24 protein-coding genes and 1 riboswitch are annotated in these 23,563 nt (G+C 28.9%); of the genes, 17 read left to right on the top strand and 7 right to left on the bottom strand.

Features of this window, described 5'->3' with window-relative positions; genetic code table 11:
* The first annotated feature begins 174 nt into the window (after window positions 1-174).
* Together B2S02_RS17065 and B2S02_RS17060 are read left to right on the top strand one after the other, a co-directional pair.
* A complete protein-coding gene (locus B2S02_RS17065) occupies window positions 175-669 on the top strand; it encodes a hypothetical protein (RefSeq protein ID WP_346878179.1) in 495 nt (164 codons plus the stop codon).
* Window positions 670-903: 234 nt separating this feature from the next.
* Window positions 904-1,356, top strand: a complete 453-nt coding sequence (locus tag B2S02_RS17060) for a hypothetical protein (RefSeq protein WP_346878180.1) — start codon at window positions 904-906, stop codon at window positions 1,354-1,356.
* Between the two features lie 195 nt (window positions 1,357-1,551).
* Here the strand turns inward: B2S02_RS17060 and B2S02_RS17055 are convergent, their stop codons facing one another.
* Entirely contained in the window at window positions 1,552-1,683 is a 132-nt protein-coding gene (locus B2S02_RS17055; RefSeq protein WP_346847638.1) for a hypothetical protein, read from the bottom strand.
* 686 nt (window positions 1,684-2,369) lie between these two features.
* Here B2S02_RS17055 and B2S02_RS17050 point away from each other — a divergent pair.
* The 3 genes from B2S02_RS17050 (at window position 2,370) to B2S02_RS17035 (ending at window position 4,203) form a co-directional block, all read left to right on the top strand.
* Window positions 2,370-2,954, top strand: coding sequence for a recombinase family protein (locus B2S02_RS17050; RefSeq protein ID WP_346869640.1), 585 nt, complete (start codon window positions 2,370-2,372; stop codon window positions 2,952-2,954).
* A 326-nt stretch (window positions 2,955-3,280) separates the two neighbouring features.
* Complete coding sequence (locus tag B2S02_RS17040; RefSeq protein WP_346921069.1) at window positions 3,281-3,823, top strand: GNAT family N-acetyltransferase; 543 nt, start codon at window positions 3,281-3,283, stop codon at window positions 3,821-3,823.
* 203 nt (window positions 3,824-4,026) lie between these two features.
* On the top strand, window positions 4,027-4,203 hold the full coding sequence (locus tag B2S02_RS17035; RefSeq protein WP_346847635.1) for a hypothetical protein: 177 nt from the start codon (window positions 4,027-4,029) through the stop codon (window positions 4,201-4,203).
* 268 nt (window positions 4,204-4,471) lie between these two features.
* Here B2S02_RS17035 and B2S02_RS17030 read toward each other — a convergent pair whose 3' ends face one another.
* Together B2S02_RS17030 and B2S02_RS17025 are read right to left on the bottom strand one after the other, a co-directional pair.
* On the bottom strand, window positions 4,472-5,656 hold the full coding sequence (locus tag B2S02_RS17030; RefSeq protein WP_346921068.1) for a restriction endonuclease subunit S: 1,185 nt from the start codon (window positions 5,654-5,656) through the stop codon (window positions 4,472-4,474).
* A 7-nt stretch (window positions 5,657-5,663) separates the two neighbouring features.
* Window positions 5,664-7,121, bottom strand: coding sequence for a class I SAM-dependent DNA methyltransferase (locus B2S02_RS17025; RefSeq protein WP_346921067.1), 1,458 nt, complete (start codon window positions 7,119-7,121; stop codon window positions 5,664-5,666).
* A gap of 497 nt (window positions 7,122-7,618) precedes the next feature.
* On the opposite strand from B2S02_RS17025, the gene B2S02_RS17020 reads away from it, so the two are divergent.
* A complete protein-coding gene (locus B2S02_RS17020) occupies window positions 7,619-7,939 on the top strand; it encodes a hypothetical protein (protein ID WP_346921066.1) in 321 nt (106 codons plus the stop codon).
* 525 nt (window positions 7,940-8,464) lie between these two features.
* Here the strand turns inward: B2S02_RS17020 and B2S02_RS17015 are convergent.
* The 3 genes from B2S02_RS17015 to B2S02_RS17005 all read right to left on the bottom strand — a co-directional run bounded on the left by B2S02_RS17015 (window position 8,465) and on the right by B2S02_RS17005 (window position 9,364).
* A complete protein-coding gene (locus B2S02_RS17015; RefSeq protein WP_346921065.1) occupies window positions 8,465-8,617 on the bottom strand; it encodes a hypothetical protein in 153 nt (50 codons plus the stop codon).
* A 265-nt stretch (window positions 8,618-8,882) separates the two neighbouring features.
* Window positions 8,883-9,008: a hypothetical protein gene (locus tag B2S02_RS17010; protein ID WP_346921064.1), complete on the bottom strand. Its 126-nt coding sequence runs from the start codon at window positions 9,006-9,008 to the stop codon at window positions 8,883-8,885.
* Window positions 9,009-9,196: 188 nt separating this feature from the next.
* On the bottom strand, window positions 9,197-9,364 hold the full coding sequence (locus B2S02_RS17005) for a hypothetical protein (RefSeq protein WP_346921063.1): 168 nt from the start codon (window positions 9,362-9,364) through the stop codon (window positions 9,197-9,199).
* 89 nt (window positions 9,365-9,453) lie between these two features.
* Between B2S02_RS17005 and B2S02_RS17000 the strand changes: the two genes are divergently transcribed.
* The 6 genes from B2S02_RS17000 (at window position 9,454) to B2S02_RS16975 (ending at window position 14,480) form a co-directional block, all read left to right on the top strand.
* On the top strand, window positions 9,454-10,182 hold the full coding sequence (locus B2S02_RS17000; RefSeq protein ID WP_346921062.1) for a TraX family protein: 729 nt from the start codon (window positions 9,454-9,456) through the stop codon (window positions 10,180-10,182).
* A 51-nt stretch (window positions 10,183-10,233) separates the two neighbouring features.
* A complete protein-coding gene (locus tag B2S02_RS16995; RefSeq protein ID WP_346921061.1) occupies window positions 10,234-10,887 on the top strand; it encodes a hypothetical protein in 654 nt (217 codons plus the stop codon).
* Between the two features lie 61 nt (window positions 10,888-10,948).
* Window positions 10,949-12,295: a hypothetical protein gene (locus B2S02_RS16990; protein ID WP_346921060.1), complete on the top strand. Its 1,347-nt coding sequence runs from the start codon at window positions 10,949-10,951 to the stop codon at window positions 12,293-12,295.
* Window positions 12,296-12,630: 335 nt separating this feature from the next.
* Window positions 12,631-13,140, top strand: a complete 510-nt coding sequence (locus B2S02_RS16985) for a hypothetical protein (RefSeq protein WP_346921059.1) — start codon at window positions 12,631-12,633, stop codon at window positions 13,138-13,140.
* 340 nt (window positions 13,141-13,480) lie between these two features.
* Complete coding sequence (locus B2S02_RS16980; protein ID WP_346921058.1) at window positions 13,481-13,723, top strand: YvrJ family protein; 243 nt, start codon at window positions 13,481-13,483, stop codon at window positions 13,721-13,723.
* A 262-nt stretch (window positions 13,724-13,985) separates the two neighbouring features.
* Window positions 13,986-14,480: a hypothetical protein gene (locus B2S02_RS16975; protein WP_346847612.1), complete on the top strand. Its 495-nt coding sequence runs from the start codon at window positions 13,986-13,988 to the stop codon at window positions 14,478-14,480.
* A gap of 108 nt (window positions 14,481-14,588) precedes the next feature.
* Here B2S02_RS16975 and B2S02_RS16970 read toward each other — a convergent pair whose 3' ends face one another.
* A complete protein-coding gene (locus tag B2S02_RS16970) occupies window positions 14,589-15,344 on the bottom strand; it encodes a creatininase (RefSeq protein ID WP_346847611.1) in 756 nt (251 codons plus the stop codon).
* 385 nt (window positions 15,345-15,729) lie between these two features.
* Here B2S02_RS16970 and zupT point away from each other — a divergent pair, with 385 nt between their 5' ends.
* The 5 genes from zupT (at window position 15,730) to B2S02_RS16945 (ending at window position 23,507) form a co-directional block, all read left to right on the top strand.
* The gene (zupT, locus tag B2S02_RS16965) at window positions 15,730-16,554 is read left to right on the top strand and encodes a zinc transporter ZupT (protein WP_346847610.1); all 825 of its coding nucleotides are present in this window, start codon (window positions 15,730-15,732) and stop codon (window positions 16,552-16,554) included.
* 21 nt (window positions 16,555-16,575) lie between these two features.
* On the top strand, window positions 16,576-17,823 hold the full coding sequence (gene uvsE, locus B2S02_RS16960; protein ID WP_346921057.1) for a UV DNA damage repair endonuclease UvsE: 1,248 nt from the start codon (window positions 16,576-16,578) through the stop codon (window positions 17,821-17,823).
* 140 nt (window positions 17,824-17,963) lie between these two features.
* A riboswitch (NiCo riboswitch) is annotated at window positions 17,964-18,062 on the top strand.
* Window positions 18,063-18,161: 99 nt separating this feature from the next.
* The gene (locus B2S02_RS16955) at window positions 18,162-20,702 is read left to right on the top strand and encodes a cation-translocating P-type ATPase (protein WP_346921056.1); all 2,541 of its coding nucleotides are present in this window, start codon (window positions 18,162-18,164) and stop codon (window positions 20,700-20,702) included.
* Between the two features lie 347 nt (window positions 20,703-21,049).
* Window positions 21,050-21,280 carry a hypothetical protein gene (locus tag B2S02_RS16950; protein ID WP_346878190.1) on the top strand — a complete coding sequence of 77 codons (231 nt, stop codon included), beginning with the start codon at window positions 21,050-21,052 and terminating at the stop codon, window positions 21,278-21,280.
* Window positions 21,281-21,566: 286 nt separating this feature from the next.
* A complete protein-coding gene (locus B2S02_RS16945; protein ID WP_346876618.1) occupies window positions 21,567-23,507 on the top strand; it encodes a sigma-54-dependent Fis family transcriptional regulator in 1,941 nt (646 codons plus the stop codon).
* Window positions 23,508-23,563 lie beyond the last annotated feature (56 nt).

Here is a 23,563-nt window from a genome sequence, read left to right as displayed (position 1 = left end):
AGATAAGTTACCTTGTATTTTATTATACATATTTATCCCTCCTAAATGATGTATCGTACATTATAAACAAAACTTGATATAAACTTATAACAAAAATTTACATTGAAAATATTAACTATTATACATATTAATGCTATAATTATATAGAACTATAAAATAGGAGGGGATTATATCATGGGAAAAATTTCAAAAGGAAGAAAAGTTAAAGCTTTATTACTAATGTTAGCTTTAGCAATCACAATGTCATTAGTACCTATATCTAGTGCTTATGCAGCAACAACTCCAAGTCTTAGTGTAACATATGTAGGGGAGGCTGTTAATTTAAGCACAGATCCTAGTTATCAATTATGGGATGCTGGAAAGTATCAATCTAACACATATCATCCAACCATAAATTTAACAACAAAAGATGTAGCTGTTATGTTTAAATGGACAGGTTTTTTTGGAAACTCATATGTATCTGTAGATGGTGTAAACTTAGGAACTACAGATTCATTTGATCCAAACTCAAAAGTATATTTTTTGGATATCCAAACTTCTGGTAGTACGACTGTAAAAACAATTGTAGTAAAAGATCTTACACCAGGACAACACACAATAACAATTAAAGGAGTAACAACAACTGGAGTTACAAAAACTGATTATGCAACAGTAAATTTAACTTACTAATTATTTTCGTATAGAAAAGGTAGAAAGCAATACAATATTACTTTCTACCTTATTTTTCTTTTGTATAAGCACATGGTTTAAGATGTATTCAGATTATATATAAAAATTTATAAAATTAATAATAATATGGAAACTTAAGTTTAAAAATGACCCTTTCATGCATTAAATATAGAAAAGTATGTATATTTATGTTATAAGATAGTAGATAAAATAATTTTGAGGGGGATATAAAAAATGAAAAAAATTAATTTTAAAAAGATTGCAATTAGTTTATGCTTACTTTTAACAGTCCTTGGCTGTAATTTGGGTTTTAGTTCTAAAGCTTTTGCACAATCAAGAATTATTATGTCATTCAATGCAAATGGTGTTCGTGATAGTTATATTAGCAACAATTTACCCACCAGTTCTGATGACGTATTTCAATTATGGAGTGACGGGAAAGCAGATGTTATTATTAGTATGGATAGGTGGAGTACTAGTGACAGGAGTGGCCAAAATATGGTATTTGAAATTTGGAAAAGAGTTGGAGTAGGACAATATAAACTTTATCGTACTAGTCAACCAATAGGTGGAACTGGAGAGTATAAGGAAACTTTTAATCTTGGGACTGGAATATATAAACTAAAAATAAGAACTTTAGACCCAAGAGTTTATGTATACGCACATGGCAAGGTTCTTTCACGATAATTAACAACTAATTTAAAAGGTAGAAAGCAATATAATATTACTTTCTACCTTATTTTTCTTTTGTATAAGCACATGGTTTAAGATGTATTTAGATTATAGACATTTAATATTAATTATATACATTAAATGTAAAAGTATTAATCATAATAAAGTTCTTTTCTTATTTTATAGAATCATTACTCAATTTCCTTAAGTTTATTTTCCTTTCAAAATTTGTAGAAATTCTTCTTTATGTTCATCTAGTATTCTTAGTAATGATTCTGTAATTAATCTAGATGAATCAGGTCTCATAGTGACAAGTACATTTAATTTTCTTTTTTTCTTCATTGTAAATCACCTCAAATTAGTTATTGTCTAATAAAGAAGAGTTTATAACATATCTATATATTTTATAGAGTTTGTTTTAAAATAAAAAAGAGTAGGTTATAACTGAATATATCTACTCTTTTTTATGTGACGTCAAAAATTATCTGTATTTATAGGTAATTATTAGTGAGGTTTGAAGTTAGTATTGTAATATTGCACGGTGTGTTTTCAATGCTCTTCATATAAAGGTATATAATATTAAAGTTAAGGTACACTTATATTTAAATTTGCCATTTAAATTATAACTTATAGATATAAAATAATAAACAACAAATTATTAAATTATTTATAAGTTATAAGAAAAGGACAATCTGATGGTTGTCCTTTTTTCTTACTTAAAAATGTTGTAAATATTAATTAATGTATTTATTACAGAACAAATAATAATTATACGATCCTTTAAATCCATAATTTTGAATCCTCCTAACTTTTTAATTAATAAATTATAGATTTATACAAATGATTTAATAACCTAATAATGTTTTATAGTGTTTAATGGTGTGTGGAAAGGTGTACCTTTCAGGAATAAAAATATTTTCTAAATATATCGTAGTCAAAACTTAACAGTATTGACACCACTTAAGGAATAACCTATACTCAATATATAAAGCAGTGTCAAAACTAATATTCAAAAGTAAGGTGATTATGTGGGTAATATTATAGGATATATAAGAGTATCAACCAAGGGACAATTAGAAGGTAATTCAATAGAGGATCAAAGGAAGAATATATTAGATAGATATTCTAATGCTAAAATAATTGAGGAAAGTTATAGTGCAGCTAAAGACAGATATGTATTTAATAAATTACTAGATGATATAGAACCTGGAGATACTTTGGTTGTAACTAAGCTTGATAGATTCTGTAGAACAACAAAAGAGGGATTACAGTATATAGATAAGCTAATGGGTAAGGGGGTTAAAATCCATATTCTTAATATGGGGTTAATTGAAGATACACCAATGGGAAGATTAATAGTAACTAATCTACTTGCCTTTGCAGAATTTGAAAGAGCAATGATAATAGAACGTACTCAAAGTGGTAAAGCAATAGCAAAAACAAAGCCAGGATTTAAAGAGGGTAGACCTAAAAAGCATAGTCCTAAGCAGATAGAACATGCCTTAGGAATGCTGGTAGTAAATGGTGGTAATTCTAGCTATACAGAAGTTGCAGAAATCACAGGAATAAGTAAAAGTACCCTTATAAGGGAAGTTAACAAAAGAAAACTATAGGAGGAATATGGATGAATACAAATTATATGGCTTTGTACAAGTGAACCTAGAGTTTTAATAATGAAAAGGAAATTATAAGGACTAAAAATATGCTAATCCATAGTGTAGTTCCTTTTATAGATACCAGAATAAAGAGTTAGCATTGAAGAGAAGCCATTTCCGTTTGATGTTCAAATATATTACATATAATCTAACATCAATGTATAATATACATAGTATCTAAATCACAATAGTATTCTATTGTTCATAAATGGAGGTGCTAAATTAAAAAATTAAATAAGACTTTCAAGAGCTAGTAAAAATATATTTTTCAATTAGGAGGACAAATGGAGAATATAAAAACTGAAAGATTAACATTAAGAAAAATAGAGCAAAGTGATTATGAAGAAATGAAAATCATTTTGCAAGATGAAAAACTAATGCTTATTGGATGGGGAAAAATTTACTCGGATGAAGAGGTTTACGGTTGGATAGATAAAATTACTGAACAATATGAGGATTTGGGATACAGTTACTATTTAGCTGTAGAAAAATCAACTAATGTAGTTATTGGAATAATGGGTATATTACCAGTAAATATAAAAGAAACTGATTATATAGAGATTGCATATATATTAAAGCAAGAGTTTTGGGGTAAGGGATATGCAATAGAAGGAATCAAAGCATGTATAGATTACATATTTAACGTTCTTAATGCTGATAAATGTATAGCTCAAGTAATTCCTGAAAATACTAGCTCAAGCAAAATAGCTGAAAGACTAGGAATGAAAGTTATAGATGATTATATGAGAGACAATAATGGAAAAGACGTATTTCATTTAATATATGCATTAACTAAAGAAGAGTATACGCAACAAGTTAATAAATAAAATTTATTATTAATGCCCAATTTTATCATACTGTAAACCAAGAGAGTAATATTCGTAAAATTATTACTCTTTTTATGTTCAAAGAAATATATCTTATCATGGATATTTATTATGGGTAATTTTAAATATTATATATACAATTAATATAATAAATAGATGTTCTAATGCTAAAATAATTGAGGAAAACTATAGGAGGAATTTAGATGAATACAAACGAAGAAGTCATTAAAGCTCTACTAGATCAGCTAAGGATGAAAGATAAGCAGATTGAAGAATTACATAAAATCATAAATAAGTTACTGGAAGAGAAAAACACAGCAACAGAAAATCTCAACTATAATGAAGGTTTTTGGGAAACTGTAAAGAATCGAAAGGATTAATAAGAAATCTATAATTATATGATTTTATATGAAATTAGGGAGTATATGGATGTAATTACAATTGTATGTTCGAACAGAAAAGGATATTTATCCTTTATAAAACGCAAAGGCATTGAAATATCAATGCCTTTAAACTTTAATACCAAGAAATCATATTAAAACCATCTACATATTTTGAAGCAGTTTTAATACCATGAACCTTAGCTTTAATTTTTATTCCAATTTTTCAAGGTTAACATGTCATTACACAAATTAAGTATAAATTACTTTAAAACAATTCCCCTTTAAAAGCCCTTTGCATAAGGGAGTTAAAGTTGTTTTCTAACTCTTTAAGGCTTTGTTCCATTTCAAATTTCAATTTGTTGACTTGCTTAACAAATTCTGAAAATTGGTTTTGGAGTTCTATTGGTGGATTAAAAACTTTTGCATTCCTCATACTACTAATTGGCATTTGAGGTTGTGCTGAACCTGAAATCAGAGATTGGTACACAGTTGGATTTCTGAAATACTGCATAAAGAATATAGAATTAATTTTCTTACGCTTTCTTAATATCACCATTCCCGAATTGATTCTCATATTTTCATAAGGAACATCTTCATTATAATAAGCTACATTCCCTACTGTTCCTCTTGTAGTTACTATTAAATCATATCTATTTAATTTTCCTTTTCTTAATATTTCATCCTTTTCTTTAGTTATAAAAGCATTGTTTTTAAAAGAAAATCCATTAGCTGTTACATTTCCTGCATTTAAAAATAAACAATATCCTTCATCTGAAAAATCTTCTTGCTTAGGATAATCTTTACCTCTATCTCCATCAATAATTTCATAAACTTCTTCCAATCTACTAACATCCCAATTAAATGGATTAAGCTTTACATCACCAAACATCTGGATAAATCTAGATTTAACCAACTCATCACAAGCTTCAATTTGTTCTTTTCTTTTGTCTATGAGGGATTGGGCTTTGTCTAATATAGTTACTATTTTTTTTTGAGTATCGATAGTAATATTAGGAATCTTTAAATCTCTTATATTTCCAAGTGAGACGAATGATTGCGTTCCACCTCTTTTATTGCTATTTAACTGATTTATCACTATTGGTGATTTTAATGCATAATATACATATCTATTATCAAAATTGCTATTACCTCTGAACTTAAATAGTGCTACATTTTTTATAGCAAATGGCATTTCTGTGTTTACTATAACGGGGTTGCCTATAGTCCCTATCATAGGCATAAGTATATCCCCATCATCAACCTTAGATCTTGCATTAATTTTATCAAATTCATCTTTTGTAATATAGTTTACATTATCAAATTCTATATTTCCCTCCTTTATATTTTTTGATGTTATAAGTGGATATCCTTCTAAAACATATTTTGGAGAATCATGAGTTCCATCTCTAACATCTAATACATCTGCGCATCTTACCATTTTATATTCCATATCTTCTCTACCCCTCAATCATCTCACTTAGCTCTTCAATGCCTTGACTTATCTCCATCTCTAACTCTCTTATTTTCATAAGAATCTCTTGTGGGTGAGGATATTTTACTTCTTCATATACAATTTCTTTGTATTTATTAATTGAAAGTTCATAGCCATTATCTTTGATTTTTTCTACATCAACAAAGAAACTTTGGTCTGTTGGTTTTCTATCTACCTCTTTATCTAGATTGTTAAATCTTTCAATGATGTCTGGTATGTCACTGCCTTCTATTTCTTGTCTTTTATCATCTAGGGAGTAACCATCTGATTTCATGTCATAGAACCAAACCTTGTCTGTTCCACCTGAGGCTGTTTTTGTGAAGATTAGAATGGCTGTGCTAACTCCTGCATAGGGCTTAAATACACCACTTGGCATGGAGATAACTGCTTCTAATTTATTATTATCTACTATTTCTCTGCGGATTTCTTTATGAGCTTTACTTCTTCCAAAGAGTACTCCATCGGGTACTATAGTTGCACTTCTTCCACCAATTTTAAGACTTCTAAGGATTAGTGCTAAGAATAATAGTTCTGTTTTCTTTGTCTTTGTCACCTTAAGTAGCTCAGCACTTACTGCCTCATAGTCAAGGGAGCCTTTAAAAGGTGGGTTTGCAAGGACTAGGGTGTATTTTTCCTTGTCTGTATTTTTCTCTGATAGACTATCCTTATATTCAATGTTTGGATTATCAACTCCATGAAGGAGCATGTTCATAGCACCGATACGAAGCATGGTTCTATCCATATCAAAGCCATGAAACATATGGTTATTAAAGTGATCCTTAAGTCCTGCATTTAAAAATAGGTCTGATTCATTTTCCCTTAAATACTCCTGGGCAGCTACTAAAAAACCTGCACTTCCCATGGCAGGGTCAACAATTACATCACTGGGTGTTGGCTTCATAAGGTTTACCATCATCCCTATGATGTGTCTTGGTGTACGGAACTGACCATTTGTACCAGATTTAGCTATCTTAGAAAGAAGATGCTCATATAAATCTCCCTTAGTATCTCTATTCTCCAGGTCAATACCATCAATTCCATCTACAATCTTAGAAAGCATCTGTGGAGTTGGAATTTTAAAGATAGCATCTCCCATATATTTTGAATAAGCTGAGCCTCCATCTTCATGAAGATTCTTTATAAATGGAAACACCTTATTTAAAACTATGTTGTACATTTCTGTAGCTTCCATATTCTTAAACTGGCTCCATCTAAGGTTCATATTCTCTTTTTTAAACATACCCTCATAGGTAAGACCAAGAAAAGCTGCTTCATTTTCCTTTGTAGTTTCTATATCATCAAGACCTTTTATGAATAATAAATATGTAAATTGCTCTATAACCTCAAGAGGGTTTGTAATGCCACCTGTCCAAAAGGTTTCCCATATCCTATCAACTTTACTTTTTAATTCTCCTGTAAGCATAATGTCCTCCTAATGTGTCTTTATTCTTAAAATCATTATATAGTTGTTATTATAATTAATTACTAGCATTATTATAGCATTATTATTGGTTATTGATAATGTCTAAGCATCCAATTCCCTAGAGATGAATTTATATACTCCTTATATGGTGTGCTATAAATCAAATTGTAGCCAGGGTTATTTTTGTGTTTTATTTATAATAGTTTTTGTAACATAGTATGTAATGTTATCTGTATCATAATATGTGTTATTAAATACAACAATATTTGTATTCATTGATGAGTCTATACTTGCTATGGGTGGTGAAGTAGTTATTAAGATAATTATATGCATTTTAGATTTACTTCATATCAATCAGTAAATATTATATTTAAAGGATTAACAAAAAAAGTTTCTACATAACCTATAAAGATAAAATTAATATTTTCCAATAAATAAGATTAATGCATATATATTAAATGAGTAATAAATAATCAAATTTTAAGGAGGAAGATAATATGAACACAGAAAATCAAAACACTATTATTGAAGGAAACAATACTATAGAGGAAGGAGTTATCCAGACAAGGTATCTTTCAGGAATAATAGTATACAGTAATGATATTGATAAGAGAGCTGCAGAATATATGTCTGATTACTACGGACATCCTATTATAAGTTCAGATAGAAATTTTGATTTCAGAAATGTAGGAACAGTTTATGGAGTTGGAGGCAGTATTGGAATGTATACAAGCTATCTTAAGCCACAAAATCTTATAACCGGTAAGGATAGATATGAGACTTGTAAGAATATGCTAAGATTTATAGGTAAGTTATAGAAGATTTTAGAGGGTAGTGAGGATATTGTAGTTTTATTGGCTGGTATCGAGATAACACTAGCACTAATAGGAGGTTTATTAGCTGTTATTTTATTAGAGTTAATGGAGTTGAAAAAATAGACTTTCAAATAGGGCAAGTATCAATACCAGCAAAAGAATTATGGAGTGATATTTAAAAATTAATTACTGTATACAAAAATAATTTAAATATATTATTATTTTGGAAAAGCAGAACTCCTACTTGTATATTAAGTATACAGGTAGGAGTTTTTTTCTTTTGTTTAAGCACATAGCTGAGAGTGAACTCAAATAAATTATAGACACCTAATCTTTGTTATATACATTAAATGTAAAAATATAAATATTTGATTTTTATAATTTAATGTTTATTTTTTATAAATATTTGATATAATATAGATAAGAAAAAGATTAGTGCTGCTAACACTAATCTCTCCTGAACATTTATTTTTGTTTCGGGCTACTGAAAAATTAAATAGGTATTTAATTAAGAAAAAAAGAACGCGGTTAAGATGGGTTCTTTTTTTCTTTGCTTTGAATCTCTATATCAACACCAATAAATTTAAGTTTAATTTTTATATAATTAAAATCTTTATTATGTTTTAATATTAATTTTATTAGGATTAATAATGTAACTCCTATAAAAATCATTTCTCGCATAACAGTACCACCACCTTCTAAGCTTTAGTAAAATTAATTACCACTAGCCCAGGTGGATAAAATGAACAAAACCACCGCAGCCATCTTCTACGGTTTTATAAAATTGGGATAATAAAATTGTACTCTATTGACATGTAATTGTAAATATAATCCTTTAGTTATATTGTAAAATAAATTATATTTTATTTTACTTAATTCTATGATTTATAGTTCCCCATGAGAATATACATTTGTAATTACAAGGACTTTAAACATTTATATAATATTATGTCTTGTTTATAATTCTCATGCCATTGTTTTTTATGAAAAGTCCTAGTCCACTTTCAGTAGGATTTGTCATAAAAGCACCAAGGCTATACCATTCCTGTTCATTTACTAAAAATTCCTTCAATATACTTTTATATATAGAAATCTAATAGTGTGCTTTGAACCACCCCATTCTTTATAATACAGAGCTTTTTTCTGCTTTATAATCTCACCAAATTTATGAGCTAAGTGATATTAAGATAGGTCTTTAATTATCATATAGAACTTTCACCTGAAAATATTGGGTTTAGTGTTAGATAACCACGTTCATTTTTACATATACCATCCAAATTGAAGTACTGCACAAATAACAAAACCTGGACTAAAAACTGTTTCCCCCTCTTTCACACCATATACTTTATATGCTATATATCCTTTAACTGAATTTAAAGGAAGACCATTACTTCTATTTAGGATAATATAAGAAGTTTTATCTTTCAAAATAGTAAGGTTAATGTAATGTAATTAAATACTCGGAATTTTATTTATCACATATAATAAAATCATAAACAATACTAGGAGGCTAGAACATGAAAAAAATGAATAGTTTTCAACTTAAAATTATTGCATTAATACTTATGTTAATGGATCATCTATATTTTACGTTTAATAATATATTCCCACTATGGTTTCATCCATTATCAAGGGTGGTAGCACCAATATTTGCTTTTTTGATGATAGAAGGGTTTTATCATACTAGAAGTAGATTAAATTATAATATAAGACTATTGGGATGGGCCATATTTATGGAGGCTGGAAATAGAATACTTAATCTAGCCCTTGAATCCAAAGGAGTCTCAGTTCATAATAATATATTTATGACTTTATTCATTGGTCTAACTATTATAAATCTAATAGAATATAGCAAGGGTAAGGATAGCAGAAAAAAATTATTATTAATTTTAGGCGCAATAATACTAATTCCCTTAAGTATGTTTACTGAAGGTGGTATTGTTATTATTCCATTTATATTAATAACATATTTCTTTAGAGGAAATCTTAAAAATCAAATAATTGGATATATTATATTATTCATTCCGTTAGCCTTTTCTGGCATTCAAATATATCCTGGAGATATTAATCTTACAATAATGCAAATAATGTTTAATTCAGATTTTCTATTTATATTAGTAGTTCCATTTATACTTTTATATAATGGTGAGAGAGGTTTAAACAATAAGTTTAGCAAATATTTATTTTATGTGTTTTATCCATTACATCTATGGATATTAGCAATAACGGAGTTTATATTAAAGTAGCAGTTAAGAAGTACTAATCGTAATGATGTTTTATAAAGAGGAGTGGTTAAAATGAAATTTAGCAAATCAAAAATAATATTAATCTGTCTACTAGTTATAGTTATTTTAGCAGGAGGATTTGTATTTAAGGAATTTATCATAAGTGATAATTTCCCGTATTCTTGCACATATATATCTGCTGAAGGAAATGAAAAGGAACAAGAACAACTGATGACAATAGAAAATTTATTAAAAGATAATAATTATAAATATGAACAGATAAAGTTTCAATTACTTAATACCAAAGATAATAGTGTAGTTATTAAAAGTTCTGAGTATAACAAATTATCTAAAGTTCTAGGATTTAAAGAAGTTGAATTAAAAGAAAATGAAACCTTAATAATACCAAAATATGATGGATTAAAAAACTTTAAATATAGGAAAGAGTTAAAGGAAGTTAAAAAATTTAAAGTTGATGATATTGAATTAGACGTTAAAGGCATAGGCTATAAAAAAATACTAGTAACAGGATTATTTAACAGTCAAATTGTTGTATCAGACAGTTTATATGAGTACCTTCAGTCTAGTAATGAGAACAAGATTCTTAATGTTTTCGCATATAACTTTGAAGAAGATGATACCATAAAAGGTTTATTTGATAAATTAAAAAGAGACAGTTTATTTGATAAAAATAAAGATTTTTATTTCTTACCTAATGTATATTAAATATGTGTTTTAAGTGTACCTTAGTAACTCTAATACATTAACATTTGGTTTTTCATTAACTATGTGGTATATAAATGTACTACACCTATTAAAAATACCTGCATATACTAACTATAGAGCAAAGATAAAGGAATGTTATTATATGTGGCATAGTGTATATATGAAAGATACTATAAAAGAATTTTTGCCACCAGGGGCTGAAATAATCATGCTAGAAAGCCCTTACAAAGTACCAGCAGTTATAACCGTAGATTTGGATGGAGATGGAGTATTAGAATTAATTGGTGCTTATTATTGGCAAGGAGAAAACTATATTATTGTACTAAAATACTATAATAATAGCTGGCATGTGGCAGATACTATCAAAGGCAAGGGCTACAATATAACTTACTTGGGCACTGCCCCAATAACAGATAGAAAAATGAATAACTTAATAGTAGGATGGCAGGTTGGGGCAATTTGGTCCGATCTTAGTGTCTATGAATGGACGGGAACAGGAATAAGTGATTTGATTGACGGAAACAAATATTTTAGCAAGATAGATGTAGAAGATATAGAAGGTACGGAAGGTAAAGATGGATTGTACGAGTTAGCTCTGTGGATACATGATACTGGAGATGCTTATAAGGTAGAGATATATAGGTGGGTGGATGGCAAGTTTTTATTAGCGCCAGATGCATATCCTGAGTATTTTAAAAAGGTAGTTAATTATTATGAAAATCTTTTAAAAGAGAAGGATTCAACTACCTACTGGTACTATCTAGCTGATGCCCAAATAAAAACAGGTGATACTACAGGCGCTTTGAAATCAATTGATAGGGCTTTGGCCTTTGAATATCCTTATCCCTCAAAAGAGGAATTGCTTCATTTAAAAAATCAGCTACTTCAAGTTAGCCTTTATGGCGAAAAGTTTGGCATAGATTTTTCGTCAGTAGAATTTATTGACTCTGAAACTGATAGGGATGTGAAACTTGAACAGGCCATAGAAGAAGAATTCAATTTAAAAGAAATGGGTGGCAATGTAAAGTATTATTATAATAAAGTAGACCTGAATGAAGATGGAAATCCTGAAGTATTCGTCTATCTGGTAGGCCCGTATGTTTGCGGTACCGGTGGCTGCAGTGGTGCTATTTTTGAACAGAAAAATGGTGAATATAAATTATTGTCAAGATTTTCCCTTGTAAGAAACCCAGTTATTATCAGCGATACTAAGACAAATGGCTATAGGGATATAATTATGTATGTAGCTGGAGGCGGTATAGAAAGTTTTTATGCATGGGTCAAATATGATGGTACTACTTATCCAGCTAATCCATCTACTCAACCTAGAGTAGAGCAAGGTACAAAAGTAGATGGTATAGCTATCTTTGCAGATGATATTACTACAAATCCTGGAATAGATTTATAAGACTAAAATTAAGCCAATGATATTAAGTTATCATTGGCTTAAATTATAATATTATCTAGGATATTATAAAATACATAATCATAGACAGTTTTTAAATCTGTTACATACAATTGATTTAAGGCGTAATAGGAAAGCTTAATATTATAGAATTTTTCCAACTAATCAAAAGGTTATAGCCGAAATTTAAGTAAGAACTATATTTGAAAAAATCAAATATATATATTTATAAAATGCTATTTATCCCTAGGAGGTTTAATGTTAGTTATATCAATGCTTTAAGGGTATAAGAACATAAAAACATAAAAAGCTAAAAACATGGTAAGGAGGATTTCTAAATGGCAAATCAAAAATTAATTTTTAGTAATGAGGGAACAATTAAAACTATTGATAATTATGTATTATCCAAAGAGGAAGAGGATGCCTCAAGGGATGTGCTAAAACATGAAGAAGATATAGAGGATCCATACACTTATATGGATATAGAAGATATTAAAAACCTAGAGGCCAAGAAAAAGAAAGTTAGTAATAAGTCTAAGGCAATAAAGGAAAATAGTTCTCAGGATAAATCCTATGGGTTAACAAATCATAGTAGAGCATCTAGTAAGATTAATAGGATTAAAAAGAAAATGGGTAGACAAGAAACCCTTTTAAATTCAAGTGGAAAGGAATCCTTAAGACGTACTTATTTAATAGAGGTTGAGAACATAAAAAGGCTTGAAGAGATAAAAGTATTTTTATATTCTGATGAAGTTGTTCAGTACAATGAGCTAGTAAATGAGGCTGCAAAACACTATTATGAGTGCATGAAGATTGATAAAGGAAAAAAGAAAATATTTCCAAATTAGTTTGCAAATTAATATTAAGCACTCTTTTATAAGTGCAATTACTTAATCGATTAAAGTTGTATTATAAAATAAAAATATATACGTAAATATTGAATTTTACAAATAAAATAACAAAATATAAAATTTTATTGTGAATAATAAAATTTACATTTAAATGTGTGAAGTCATTTATAATTGAAATGAAAAAAACATTATCGCTATCGCTAGCAACTAGGTTAGTTATCTAGTTTATTATTTAATGTGACAGAGCATCTGGAAAATTATTTAGCATAGCATTATTCATATAGTTAAAGGGGCTCTTTGGAGCCTCTTTATATACTTTAAAAGGAGGTTGAAAGTAATGGAAGAATTAATAAATATAGTATCAAATGTGGGATTTCCTATAGCAATTACTGCTTATCTTATGATGAGATTTGAAAATAAATTAGAGAAGTTAGATGATAGCATCAATACAGCTAATTCAATGAAGGTGGAGCTGTATTTTTCTATACATATAATTTCACTTCAAAGAAAGGCTATAAAGGAGCCATTGGATCAGAGTGCTGGATATATCCAAACAATGAGAATAAATTTGAAGAGTTAGAACAAAACGTGGTGAATTACAAATAGATTCTAGTTTAGAACTTAAGGACTCTGAATAATTTCAATATTTAAGAGTTGAGCAAGAAAATAAGTAGTTTTAACTACAAGATATTTGTATTAGGGAAATAGTAATTACAAAAAATAAACAAGTGAATTAAGGTTTATTAAGTTAATAAGATTTAGCACTTATTTCTTTGTAACACAAGTTTTTTCAATCCATAATATAATAACAACACAGTATGTTATTATATGGAGGAATAATAGTGAAAGAATTTTTAAGTATTGAAGGAGTAGTTAAAAGTATAGAAGTGATGAAAACATCAGTAAATGACACATCGGCATGTACAATGATAATGTCAGTAAGAGGAAGAAGAGATGATGATTTTAACTTAGTAGTTAGCCGAGATACTTACTTTGTAGACCATGTTAATATAAGACCTGGTGATTATATAATTGGATTTTATGATGCATTGGCGCCTGTTCCATTAATATTTCCACCACAGTATAGAGCTATTGTTATAGCCAGAAAATCAAAAAAAGAAAATGTCAAAGTGTCTCATTTCAATAGAAGATTAGTCAGTAGAGATGATTCACTTAGACTTAATATTAGTAATAGAACACAAATATTACTTGAAAATGGCCAGAGCTTTTTGGGCAATATAGAAAATAGAAATCTTGTGGTTGTATATGGAATGAGTACCAAGAGTATACCTGCAATTACAACACCATCACAAATTATAGTTTTATGTGATAATTAGATATTTTATAAATAAGTTTGCCTAGTATGAATAATTATAATACTAGGCAATTTTATTATATTAAATAGAAGCATAATAATTTTATAAATTAAGCGATAATTCTTAAATTTATCTGAAAGCTTCTTCAACTATTTTAACAATGTTTGGAATAACGTCATCTACAATTATTTTTCCTCTTGCAGCTGAAGAGGATTTAGCTGATGCAAGTATTCCAGTTTCGGGAACGATATCTTTTTCTATAGGATATCTAAAATAAGTTGTTGGACTAGCATTTTCAGTATCTAATATTTTATCTTCTCTAACAAGCTCTGGTGCAAAGTACATCATTAATGAGGTCTCTGTAACGGCAGCATGTTCTAAAGCCCATCCTGGGAATGGTACTTCATCAAAAACTTTATCAATTACATCAGGTGACATTGGATCCCACCAGTTAGTAAGAAGAAGCTTTACCTTGTCTCCATATTTTGCAGAACATAGATCCATAGCTTCTACAATAAATGCTTCATTTTCAAAGTGAGCACTCAAAATAAATATTTTTGTAAAGCCATCACGAACAAATTCATCTATTATATCCATTACTAAGGCTTGTAATGTAGCACCATTTAAGTCAATAGTTCCAGGAAATAATGGGCCACCACCACTTAATGGTTTTGATTTATATCCATAAGAAATTGTTGGAGCAACTACTCCATTTATTTTTTCAGCTATGCGGTAAGCAAACTCTCTTGCTAATACAGAATCTACACAGGTAGGTAAGTGAGGGCCATGTTGTTCTGTAGCACCTATTGGTAATATAATTACATCATCTTTTTTCTTTGCAAACTCTTGCCATGTCATATTTTCCATTTTAACATTTTCGTACATAATTAATGTCTCCTATTCTTAAGTGTAATAAAGTTTTTTGCTAAGTATTTATATAATAAAAATAAAGTTTACATAATATTATTGTAACATAAGTATGCTTTTACATAATATCCATATTATAAACAAAAATATAAATAGAACTATTGAAATACTAGCATAAGTATTATTTTATATAGAATAGCATAGTAGTGATTTTTAAATTGATTATGATATAATAATTATACTATTAAAGGAAAATAGAGTAATTCATCCTATGAAAATAATTAGGTTTAATTAGGGTGAAAGTTAGTAAAAGTTGCAGTAATTGATATTGTATTGATTAAACAAGTTTGTGTAAGTTATTGATAAGTATATGAATAAAATATAGGAATTAGGGGGAAAAGATATGGAACAGGTTTTTATTGCCTTTGCATTAACGTTATTTGCAGGGCTATGTACAGGAATTGGAAGTGCTCTTGCGTTTTTTGCTAAAAAGACCAATACAAAATTTTTATCAATTAGTTTAGGATTTTCTGCAGGAGTTATGATATATGTTTCTATGATAGAAATTTTTGTTGAAGCTAGGAACTTATTATCCGTTGAACTTGGATTTAAATTGGGTTCTTGGGTTACAGTAGGAGCTTTCTTTTTTGGTATGTTAATTATAGCGATTATTGACAAACTTATACCAAGTGGTGAAAATCCTCATGATATTTATAAAATTGAAGAATTAGAGGGAACGGAAAATGAAAATTTAAAAGATACATCAAAAGATAATACAAAATTGCTTAGAATGGGATTACTTACAGCACTAGCAGTGGCTATTCATAACTTTCCAGAAGGATTGGCTACTTTTATTTCTGCATTACAAGAACCATCAATAGCCATACCTATAACAATTGCTATTGCTATTCATAATATTCCTGAGGGTATCGCAGTATCAGTTCCAGTATTTTATGCTACGGGTAGTAGAAAAAAAGCTTTTCTATATTCTTTTCTATCTGGACTGTCAGAGCCCTTAGGTGCTATTATTGGTTATTTGGTATTGATGCCATTTATTAATAATATTACCCTTGGAATTATTTTTGCTATAGTTGCTGGTATTATGATATTTATTTCTCTTGATGAATTACTTCCATCGGCAAGAGAATATGGTGAACATCATTTATCTATCTACGGACTAGTAGCGGGAATGGCTGTAATGGCAATTAGCTTATTACTTTTCATTTAAGTAAAAGGATGGTGTTGTAAGTTGCTTGAAAAAAATAGAATTGGATATGCATGTACACCTGCATCTATTCCATATAAAACTTCAAGAAGCTTTTTATTAAAAAATTTTAGTGATAATGTTTTTAATCAGTGTGTTAGAAGTAACATTGATGATTTAATGAATATATTAAAGTGGAATATAGAAAATGCAATATATTTATTTAGGATAAGTTCAGATATAATTCCCTTTGGTAGTCACCCAATTAATAACCTAAAGTGGTGGGAGACCTATAATAAAGAACTTACAGAGTGTGGAGAATTTATAAAAAATAATAATATTAGGGTTTCTATGCATCCTGGTCAATATACAGTTCTAAATTCTCCTAATGAGGAAGTTGTTGAGAAAAGTATTATGGATCTAGAGTATCATTGCAAATTTTTAGATAGTTTAGGTGTGGACTATTCTAACAAAATTATACTTCATGTTGGAGGGGTATATGGAGATAAAATTTCTGCCATGGAACGATTTAAGCATAATTTTAATAGACTATCAAACTCTTTGAAAAAAAGATTGGTAATTGAGAATGATGATAAAAGTTATACCATAGAAGATGTATTAAATATTTGTAATGATATTAAAATACCAGCAGTGTTTGATAATCTTCATCATCAGCTCAATCCTTGTTTTTTAGAGTGGAAGGATATTTTATACTCTGTTAAAAATACATGGAAGGTTGAAGATGGTCCAGTAAAATTCCATTATTCTGATAGAGATATAAGTAAAAAAGGAGGAGCTCATTCTAAGTTTGTTGTTACTAGTAATTTTTTAGATTATATGAAAAGTATTTCAGAAATTAATTCAGATGTCATGCTTGAAGTTAAGGATAAGGAAATATCAGCAATGAAGTGTATTTACACTCTTAATGAAGACTTGCCAATTTCAATAAGGACAGAGCAATGGGCGAAGTATAAGTATTCTTTAATGGAAAAGGATTATTCTTATTATAAAAAATGTAGTAGCTTAGTAAATTCTCCTATACCAATGAGAGAAGTGTATATGTATATAGATCAGTGTTTAGAAAAGCCTTTTAGTAGAGGAAATTTTATTAACACAGCACAACATGTTTATGGATATATAAAAGATGAAGCAACATTAAAAGAAAAGAACAGATTTAATGAACTTTTAAAAAATCCAGATGAAAATAATATTAAGGTAAAAACTTTGTTAAAGAAACTAAGCGAAAAATATGGAGTGGATTACATCAATAATTCTTATTATTTTATTTATTAGATTTAATTTTAAATGTAGAGTCAAGGTAAGAAATGTGCTTATTATTTATAATTAGCATATATCTTATTTTAAAATTTATTTACAAATCATAGTATGCATGTTATTATTAAGGTATATCTATTTGCACTGCATATAAATCTACAGTACAAACTGAGCAGGCGATGAACTTTTTGGGAGTTCGTGGGGCCGGGCCTTAATTGGCAACAGGATAATTATGATTATATACCTGTGGGACAGTAAAATGTTCTACAGGTTTTTTTTGACCAATTTTAGAACATTTCTGAGGTTTGCAATGCCATAGAGCTATCTTAAATAATTTTAAATTGGAGGTAACTAGTATGACAGAACAACAAATCAAAGCTATGGAAGGGATTACAAGTGATGAGGCACATTACCGTCAGAAAAAATATGGAAAGAATGAACTTATATCAAAAAAGAAAGAGGGCTTTTTAAACAAAATCTTAAAGGTTATTAGTGAACCAATGTTTTTATTACTAATTGTTGCAGCTGTAATATACTTCATCTTAGGAGAACCGAGAGATGGTAGTATTATGCTTATCTTTGTCGTTGGAATTATTAGTATTGAAGTAATACAGGAATGGAAAACTGATAAAACCTTGGATGCATTAAAAGATTTATCAGCACCTCATATAACTGTATGTAGGGATGGAGTTAAAAAGGTAATTAAGAGTGAAGATTTAGTTCCTGATGATATAATGTACATTGAGGAAGGTATTAAGATACCAGCAGATGGCATAATTTTAAAAGAAAGTACACTATGTATTGATGAGTCATCTCTTACTGGAGAATCGGAAGGTGTATGGAAAATATCTAAACAAGATGATAGAGTAGAAACTAATGATTATTGGCGACGTGATTATTGTTATGCTGGAACATTAGTTATACAAGGATCAGGTACAATATTAGTAGACAAAATAGGGTTATCTACTGAATATGGAAAAATAGGAAAGGATATTGTGGAAGCATCAGATAGCCCAACTCCACTCCAAAAGCAAACGGGTAAATTAGTAAAGTTATGTGCATTAATAGCAGCAGTTCTATTTATATTTGTTGGAATAGTAACTTATTTTAACATTTCAGACCATGCTTTTATGGATAGAATTATAGAAAGTATTTTATCTGGTGTCACTCTTGCAATGGCTATGATACCAGAAGAATTCCCAGTTATTCTAACAGTATTTTTATCAATGGGAGCTTGGAGATTAGCTAAAAAGAACTCAATTGTTAGAAGATTACCTTCTGTAGAGACCTTAGGAGCAGTTTCTGTGCTTTGCGTAGATAAAACAGGGACGATAACAATGAATAAGATGAAAGTTAGAGATGCTTGGAGTTTTGATAATAATATAAAGTCAGTAGTTAGTACAATGGGAATGGGATGCAAAATAGATGCATATGATCCTATGGAAAAAGCGATGATATCCTATTGTGAGGAAAATGAAATTACTGAAGATATGATTTTTCATGGTGAATTAATTAAAGAATATGCTTTTAGTAATGAAGACAAAATGATGGGGAATGTTTGGTTAAAAAATAATCAAATAATGATAGCAGCTAAGGGATCACCTGAGAGTATCATTAAAATATGCAAGTTAACAGAGAAAGAACAAAAATTAATTCAAGATAAAATTATAGAAATGTCCAGAAAAGGACTTAGAGTTATAGCTATCGGTAGAACAAAATATGATAGCATAAGCAATGTACCAGATATTTTAAATGAGTGCGTTTTGCAATTTTGTGGAATAGTTGGACTTGCAGATCCTCCAAGAGAATCTGTAAAGGAAGACATAAAAACGTGCATAGAGGCTGGAATTAGAGTTGTAATGATAACAGGAGATAATGGTATAACTGCAAGCTCTATTGCTAATCAAATTGGAATGGAGAACATTGATAAAGTAATTACAGGTGATGACATTAACAGAATGAGTGACGAGGAGTTATGTGAAAAAGTTAAACAAGTTAGCATTTTTTCTAGAGTTGTGCCGGAACACAAAATGAGAATTGTTAAAGCTTTTAAGGAAAATGGAGAAATAGTAGCAATGACTGGAGATGGAGTTAATGATGCTCCCGCACTTAAACATGCAGATATAGGTATTGCAATGGGGAAACGTGGCTCAGAGGTTTCAAGGGAAGCTGCGGATTTAATATTACTTGATGATAACTTTTCTACTATAGTAGATACAATAGAAGATGGCAGAAGAATTTATGATAATATAAGAAAAGCTGTTGGCTATGTATTTACAATTCATATTCCTATAGCATTTGCTTCAGTACTTGCTCCTTTATTAGCAATAAGTCCTACAAGTCTTTTGTTACTTCCACTACATGTGGTTTTACTTGAACTTGTAATTGATCCTACATGTTCTATTGTGTTAGAGCGCCAACCAGCAGAGTATGATATCATGAAGAGAAAACCTCGTGATCCTAATGAAAAATTGTTAACGTCTAAAATGCTTTTTAAAAGCATACTTCAAGGGGTTATTATATTTGGAGCATCATTCGGAACTTATTTTACTTTTTTAAGTAAGTATCCCAATAATGCATCACTTGCAAGAGCAATGGGGTTAACTATTATACTGATGGCTAATATATTATTAGTTCAAGTTAATAGTTCAGATTCTGAATTGGCTATTAAATCTGTTAAGAGGTTAGCTAAAGATAAAATAATGTGGGGTGTAAGTTTGGGTACAATAGCAGGTCTTTTATTGATACTTTATACTCCAATAAATGTTTTTTTAAAGCTTTCACCTTTATCTTTGAAACAATTTGGGGTAGCTATTTTCATGTCTATAATTTCAGTAAGTTGGTATGAAATTGTAAAAGTAGTCAAGGCCACCAATAAAAATCATAAAACTATGTAAAGAGCGAATTAATAAGTTATAGTAGCAGAATACTTTATAAAGTTAGATGAAAAATAGAGTGCTACCATTATGGTAGTACTCTATTTTTCATTCGTAATTATACTAAAAGTTATAGGTTACTGCGACGTTTAAACTTAGCCTTCGATTAAGGATGTTGTTATATGTTATTTTAAATGCTCAATGGTACCATCATAGTATCTTATATTATCTATATTATGATTTAAAAACATGTTACATACTCAACAGAAACATTATTCAATATATTCAATTAGGATGATATTATAGAAACAAGTAGTTTAAAGAAAAATCAAGAAGAATTAGGTAATTTAGTAATAGTTAAATTAATAATGAAATTTTCTATTCCTGCGATTATAGGCATGGTAGTAAATATGATGTATAATGTGGTAGATAGAATTTATATTAGACCATTAATCCAAGGAACTTTATTTAATTTATGTACATTTGGATTAAATCACTCTATAAACTCTGATGGGAATCCTAATATATATATGTTTACAATGAGAATTGCAACAATTATAAATATAATTTTAGAACTTGTTTTCATATTTTGTTTGTGAAACAAGTTTGATTTTTTAGTTGGATATTTATACAAATATACCCTAACATACAATAAGCATGTTTAGTAACGATCTTAAACTGATAGAAATAGCTGTAATTATATCAGGCATTGTTATTTTTAGGGAAGTTAAGTCATTAGGGAAATATAAAAAAAAACGAGGATGGGTTTATGGATACGGCTATAAAGTACAGTTATATATTTTTTCTATGGTGATATAAAACAAATACTAAAATAATAAATTTATTGTTTTAAGTATATATTTCTTAAGGGGTGGGAGTGTAAGAATGGATAATTATACGGAATTAATTACAAAAGCATGGAATGAATTTGTGAAATACGGTATAGATAATAAAAAAGTTAAAAAAGATATAAGAGATTCATGGATAAGATGTAAAGAGTATAATGTAGACTATATGGATGGAAGAGGTGTTGAGAAATATAAAGCTCCTGTAGGAATTAAAGTTAAAGAGAATATAGATTTAGTTTCAGTAGCACATTCTATAATGGAGAATTTGTATAACACCATATCAGGTTCAGGCTTTGCTTTATTCCTTGCAGATAAAGATGGATATATAATAGATGTTATTGGTGATGATAGTATTTTAGAAAAAGCTAGGGATTTAAGATTTACAAAGGGAGCCTTATGGTCAGAAAAAGCAGTAGGAACTAATGCTATAGGAACTTGCTTATATCTAAATAAACCAATTCAAACTATTGGGGCTGAGCATTATGGTATACAACAACATTCTTGGACGTGTTCATCAGCACCTATACATGATAGTGATGGGAAAATAATAGGGTGTATAAATATGTCTGGCATATGCAAGGATGCACATCTGCATACTTTAGGAATAGTTATTGCAGCAGCTGAATCCATAAAGAAACAGTTAGAACTTATATTATCCTATAATTTATTAAATATAACTTTTGATTCCATTGTAGAGGGAATGATAGTAATAGATGAAAAATTTAATATTAAGAGAGTGAATCATAGAGCAGAAAATATTTTAGATATGAATCAAGATGAAATATTTGAAATAAATATAAAAGAAGCTCTAGGTAATTTAAATTTTGATTACATTATAGAAAATTATGAGGAAACGTATAATAACATAGAATGTGACTTTAATATTAATAATAAAAGAATAAAATGTATATTAAATGTTGTACCTATGAATGTTAATAATAGGTCCATGGGAGTAGTTATAACTTTTAGAGAAAGTAAATCTGTACATAGGTTTGTAAATAAAGTGGTAGGATATAAGGCTAACTATAAGTTTAAAGACATTGTAACTAGTAACGATAAAATGATAAATATGATAAATTTTGCAAAAAGGGCTTCAAGAAGTGATTGCAATATATTAATAGAAGGACCTAGCGGTACGGGAAAAGAACTGGTAGCTCAAGCTATACATAATTATAGTCAAAGAAGTGATGGACCTTTTGTAGCTGTAAACTGTGCTTCAATTCCTAGAGATCTAATGGAAAGTGAATTTTTTGGTTATGATAAGGGCGCTTTTACTGGAGCTGCTAAAGAGGGACATCCAGGGAAATTTGAATTAGCAGATGGTGGAACAATTTTCTTAGATGAATTAGGAGAACTTCCTTTAGATATGCAATCGAAATTATTAAGAGTTTTAGATAACAATACCATAGTTAGAGTAGGCGGAAATTACGAAAAGAAATTAGATGTAAGAATAATAGGAGCAACTAATAAAGAGTTAAAAGAAGAGATAAGTAAAAAAGCTTTTAGAGAAGATTTGTATTACAGGTTAAATGTAATGAATATAAAAACCATCCCTTTGAAGGAAAGAAAGGAAGATATAGAGACACTAGCAAGACACTTTGTTAATAGTCTTAATTTTAAAAATAAAGCTAAATATAAACTAATAACAACAGATTATATAAATGAACTAAAAAAACATGATTGGCCTGGAAATGTAAGAGAACTTAGAAATGCTATAGAAAGGGATTATTATTCTAGTGAAAAGGATATAATTTGTGTACAATCTTTGGAAAAGTCACAAATAATAGAAGCTAATTTTAATAATGAGAAAGCAAGTGATGTAGATGAAATAGTACCTATAGATATTTTAGAAAGAGAAAGTATAATAAAAGCTATTAACTTTTGCGGAGGTAACATATTAAAGTCTGCGGAAATGCTAGGTATAAGTAGAGCTACTATTTATAGAAAGATAAAAAAATATAACATAAATGACCTATAAATTACTTTGTTTTTTTATTATCAATGATTAGAATTATATATGTATCAAAATGAGAA

This window comes from Clostridium sp. UBA7339 (assembly GCF_002470865.1).
In the GTDB taxonomy this organism is placed as follows: Bacteria; Bacillota; Clostridia; order Clostridiales; family Clostridiaceae; genus Clostridium_J; species Clostridium_J sulfidigenes.
Note: the sequence above shows the minus strand (reverse complement) of the source record. Positions and strands in the feature narration are given on the sequence as shown.

What these genes read in the sequence shown, in the direction of transcription:
- B2S02_RS17065 (WP_346878179.1), top strand. Translation starts at nt 175, where the DNA reads ATGGGAAAAATTTCAAAAGGAAGAAAAGTTAAAGCTTTATTACTAATG.
- B2S02_RS17060 (WP_346878180.1), top strand. Translation starts at nt 904, where the DNA reads ATGAAAAAAATTAATTTTAAAAAGATTGCAATTAGTTTATGCTTACTT.
- B2S02_RS17055 (WP_346847638.1), bottom strand. Translation starts at nt 1,683, where the DNA reads ATGAAGAAAAAAAGAAAATTAAATGTACTTGTCACTATGAGACCTGAT.
- B2S02_RS17040 (WP_346921069.1), top strand. Translation starts at nt 3,281, where the DNA reads ATGGAGAATATAAAAACTGAAAGATTAACATTAAGAAAAATAGAGCAA.
- B2S02_RS17035 (WP_346847635.1), top strand. Translation starts at nt 4,027, where the DNA reads ATGAATACAAACGAAGAAGTCATTAAAGCTCTACTAGATCAGCTAAGG.
- B2S02_RS17030 (WP_346921068.1), bottom strand. Translation starts at nt 5,656, where the DNA reads ATGGAATATAAAATGGTAAGATGCGCAGATGTATTAGATGTTAGAGAT.
- B2S02_RS17025 (WP_346921067.1), bottom strand. Translation starts at nt 7,121, where the DNA reads ATGCTTACAGGAGAATTAAAAAGTAAAGTTGATAGGATATGGGAAACC.
- B2S02_RS17020 (WP_346921066.1), top strand. Translation starts at nt 7,619, where the DNA reads ATGAACACAGAAAATCAAAACACTATTATTGAAGGAAACAATACTATA.
- B2S02_RS17015 (WP_346921065.1), bottom strand. Translation starts at nt 8,617, where the DNA reads ATGCGAGAAATGATTTTTATAGGAGTTACATTATTAATCCTAATAAAA.
- B2S02_RS17000 (WP_346921062.1), top strand. Translation starts at nt 9,454, where the DNA reads ATGAAAAAAATGAATAGTTTTCAACTTAAAATTATTGCATTAATACTT.
- B2S02_RS16995 (WP_346921061.1), top strand. Translation starts at nt 10,234, where the DNA reads ATGAAATTTAGCAAATCAAAAATAATATTAATCTGTCTACTAGTTATA.
- B2S02_RS16990 (WP_346921060.1), top strand. Translation starts at nt 10,949, where the DNA reads ATGTGGTATATAAATGTACTACACCTATTAAAAATACCTGCATATACT.
- B2S02_RS16985 (WP_346921059.1), top strand. Translation starts at nt 12,631, where the DNA reads ATGGCAAATCAAAAATTAATTTTTAGTAATGAGGGAACAATTAAAACT.
- B2S02_RS16980 (WP_346921058.1), top strand. Translation starts at nt 13,481, where the DNA reads ATGGAAGAATTAATAAATATAGTATCAAATGTGGGATTTCCTATAGCA.
- B2S02_RS16970 (WP_346847611.1), bottom strand. Translation starts at nt 15,344, where the DNA reads ATGTACGAAAATGTTAAAATGGAAAATATGACATGGCAAGAGTTTGCA.
- zupT (WP_346847610.1), top strand. Translation starts at nt 15,730, where the DNA reads ATGGAACAGGTTTTTATTGCCTTTGCATTAACGTTATTTGCAGGGCTA.
- B2S02_RS16955 (WP_346921056.1), top strand. Translation starts at nt 18,162, where the DNA reads ATGACAGAACAACAAATCAAAGCTATGGAAGGGATTACAAGTGATGAG.
- B2S02_RS16950 (WP_346878190.1), top strand. Translation starts at nt 21,050, where the DNA reads ATGAAATTTTCTATTCCTGCGATTATAGGCATGGTAGTAAATATGATG.
- B2S02_RS16945 (WP_346876618.1), top strand. Translation starts at nt 21,567, where the DNA reads ATGGATAATTATACGGAATTAATTACAAAAGCATGGAATGAATTTGTG.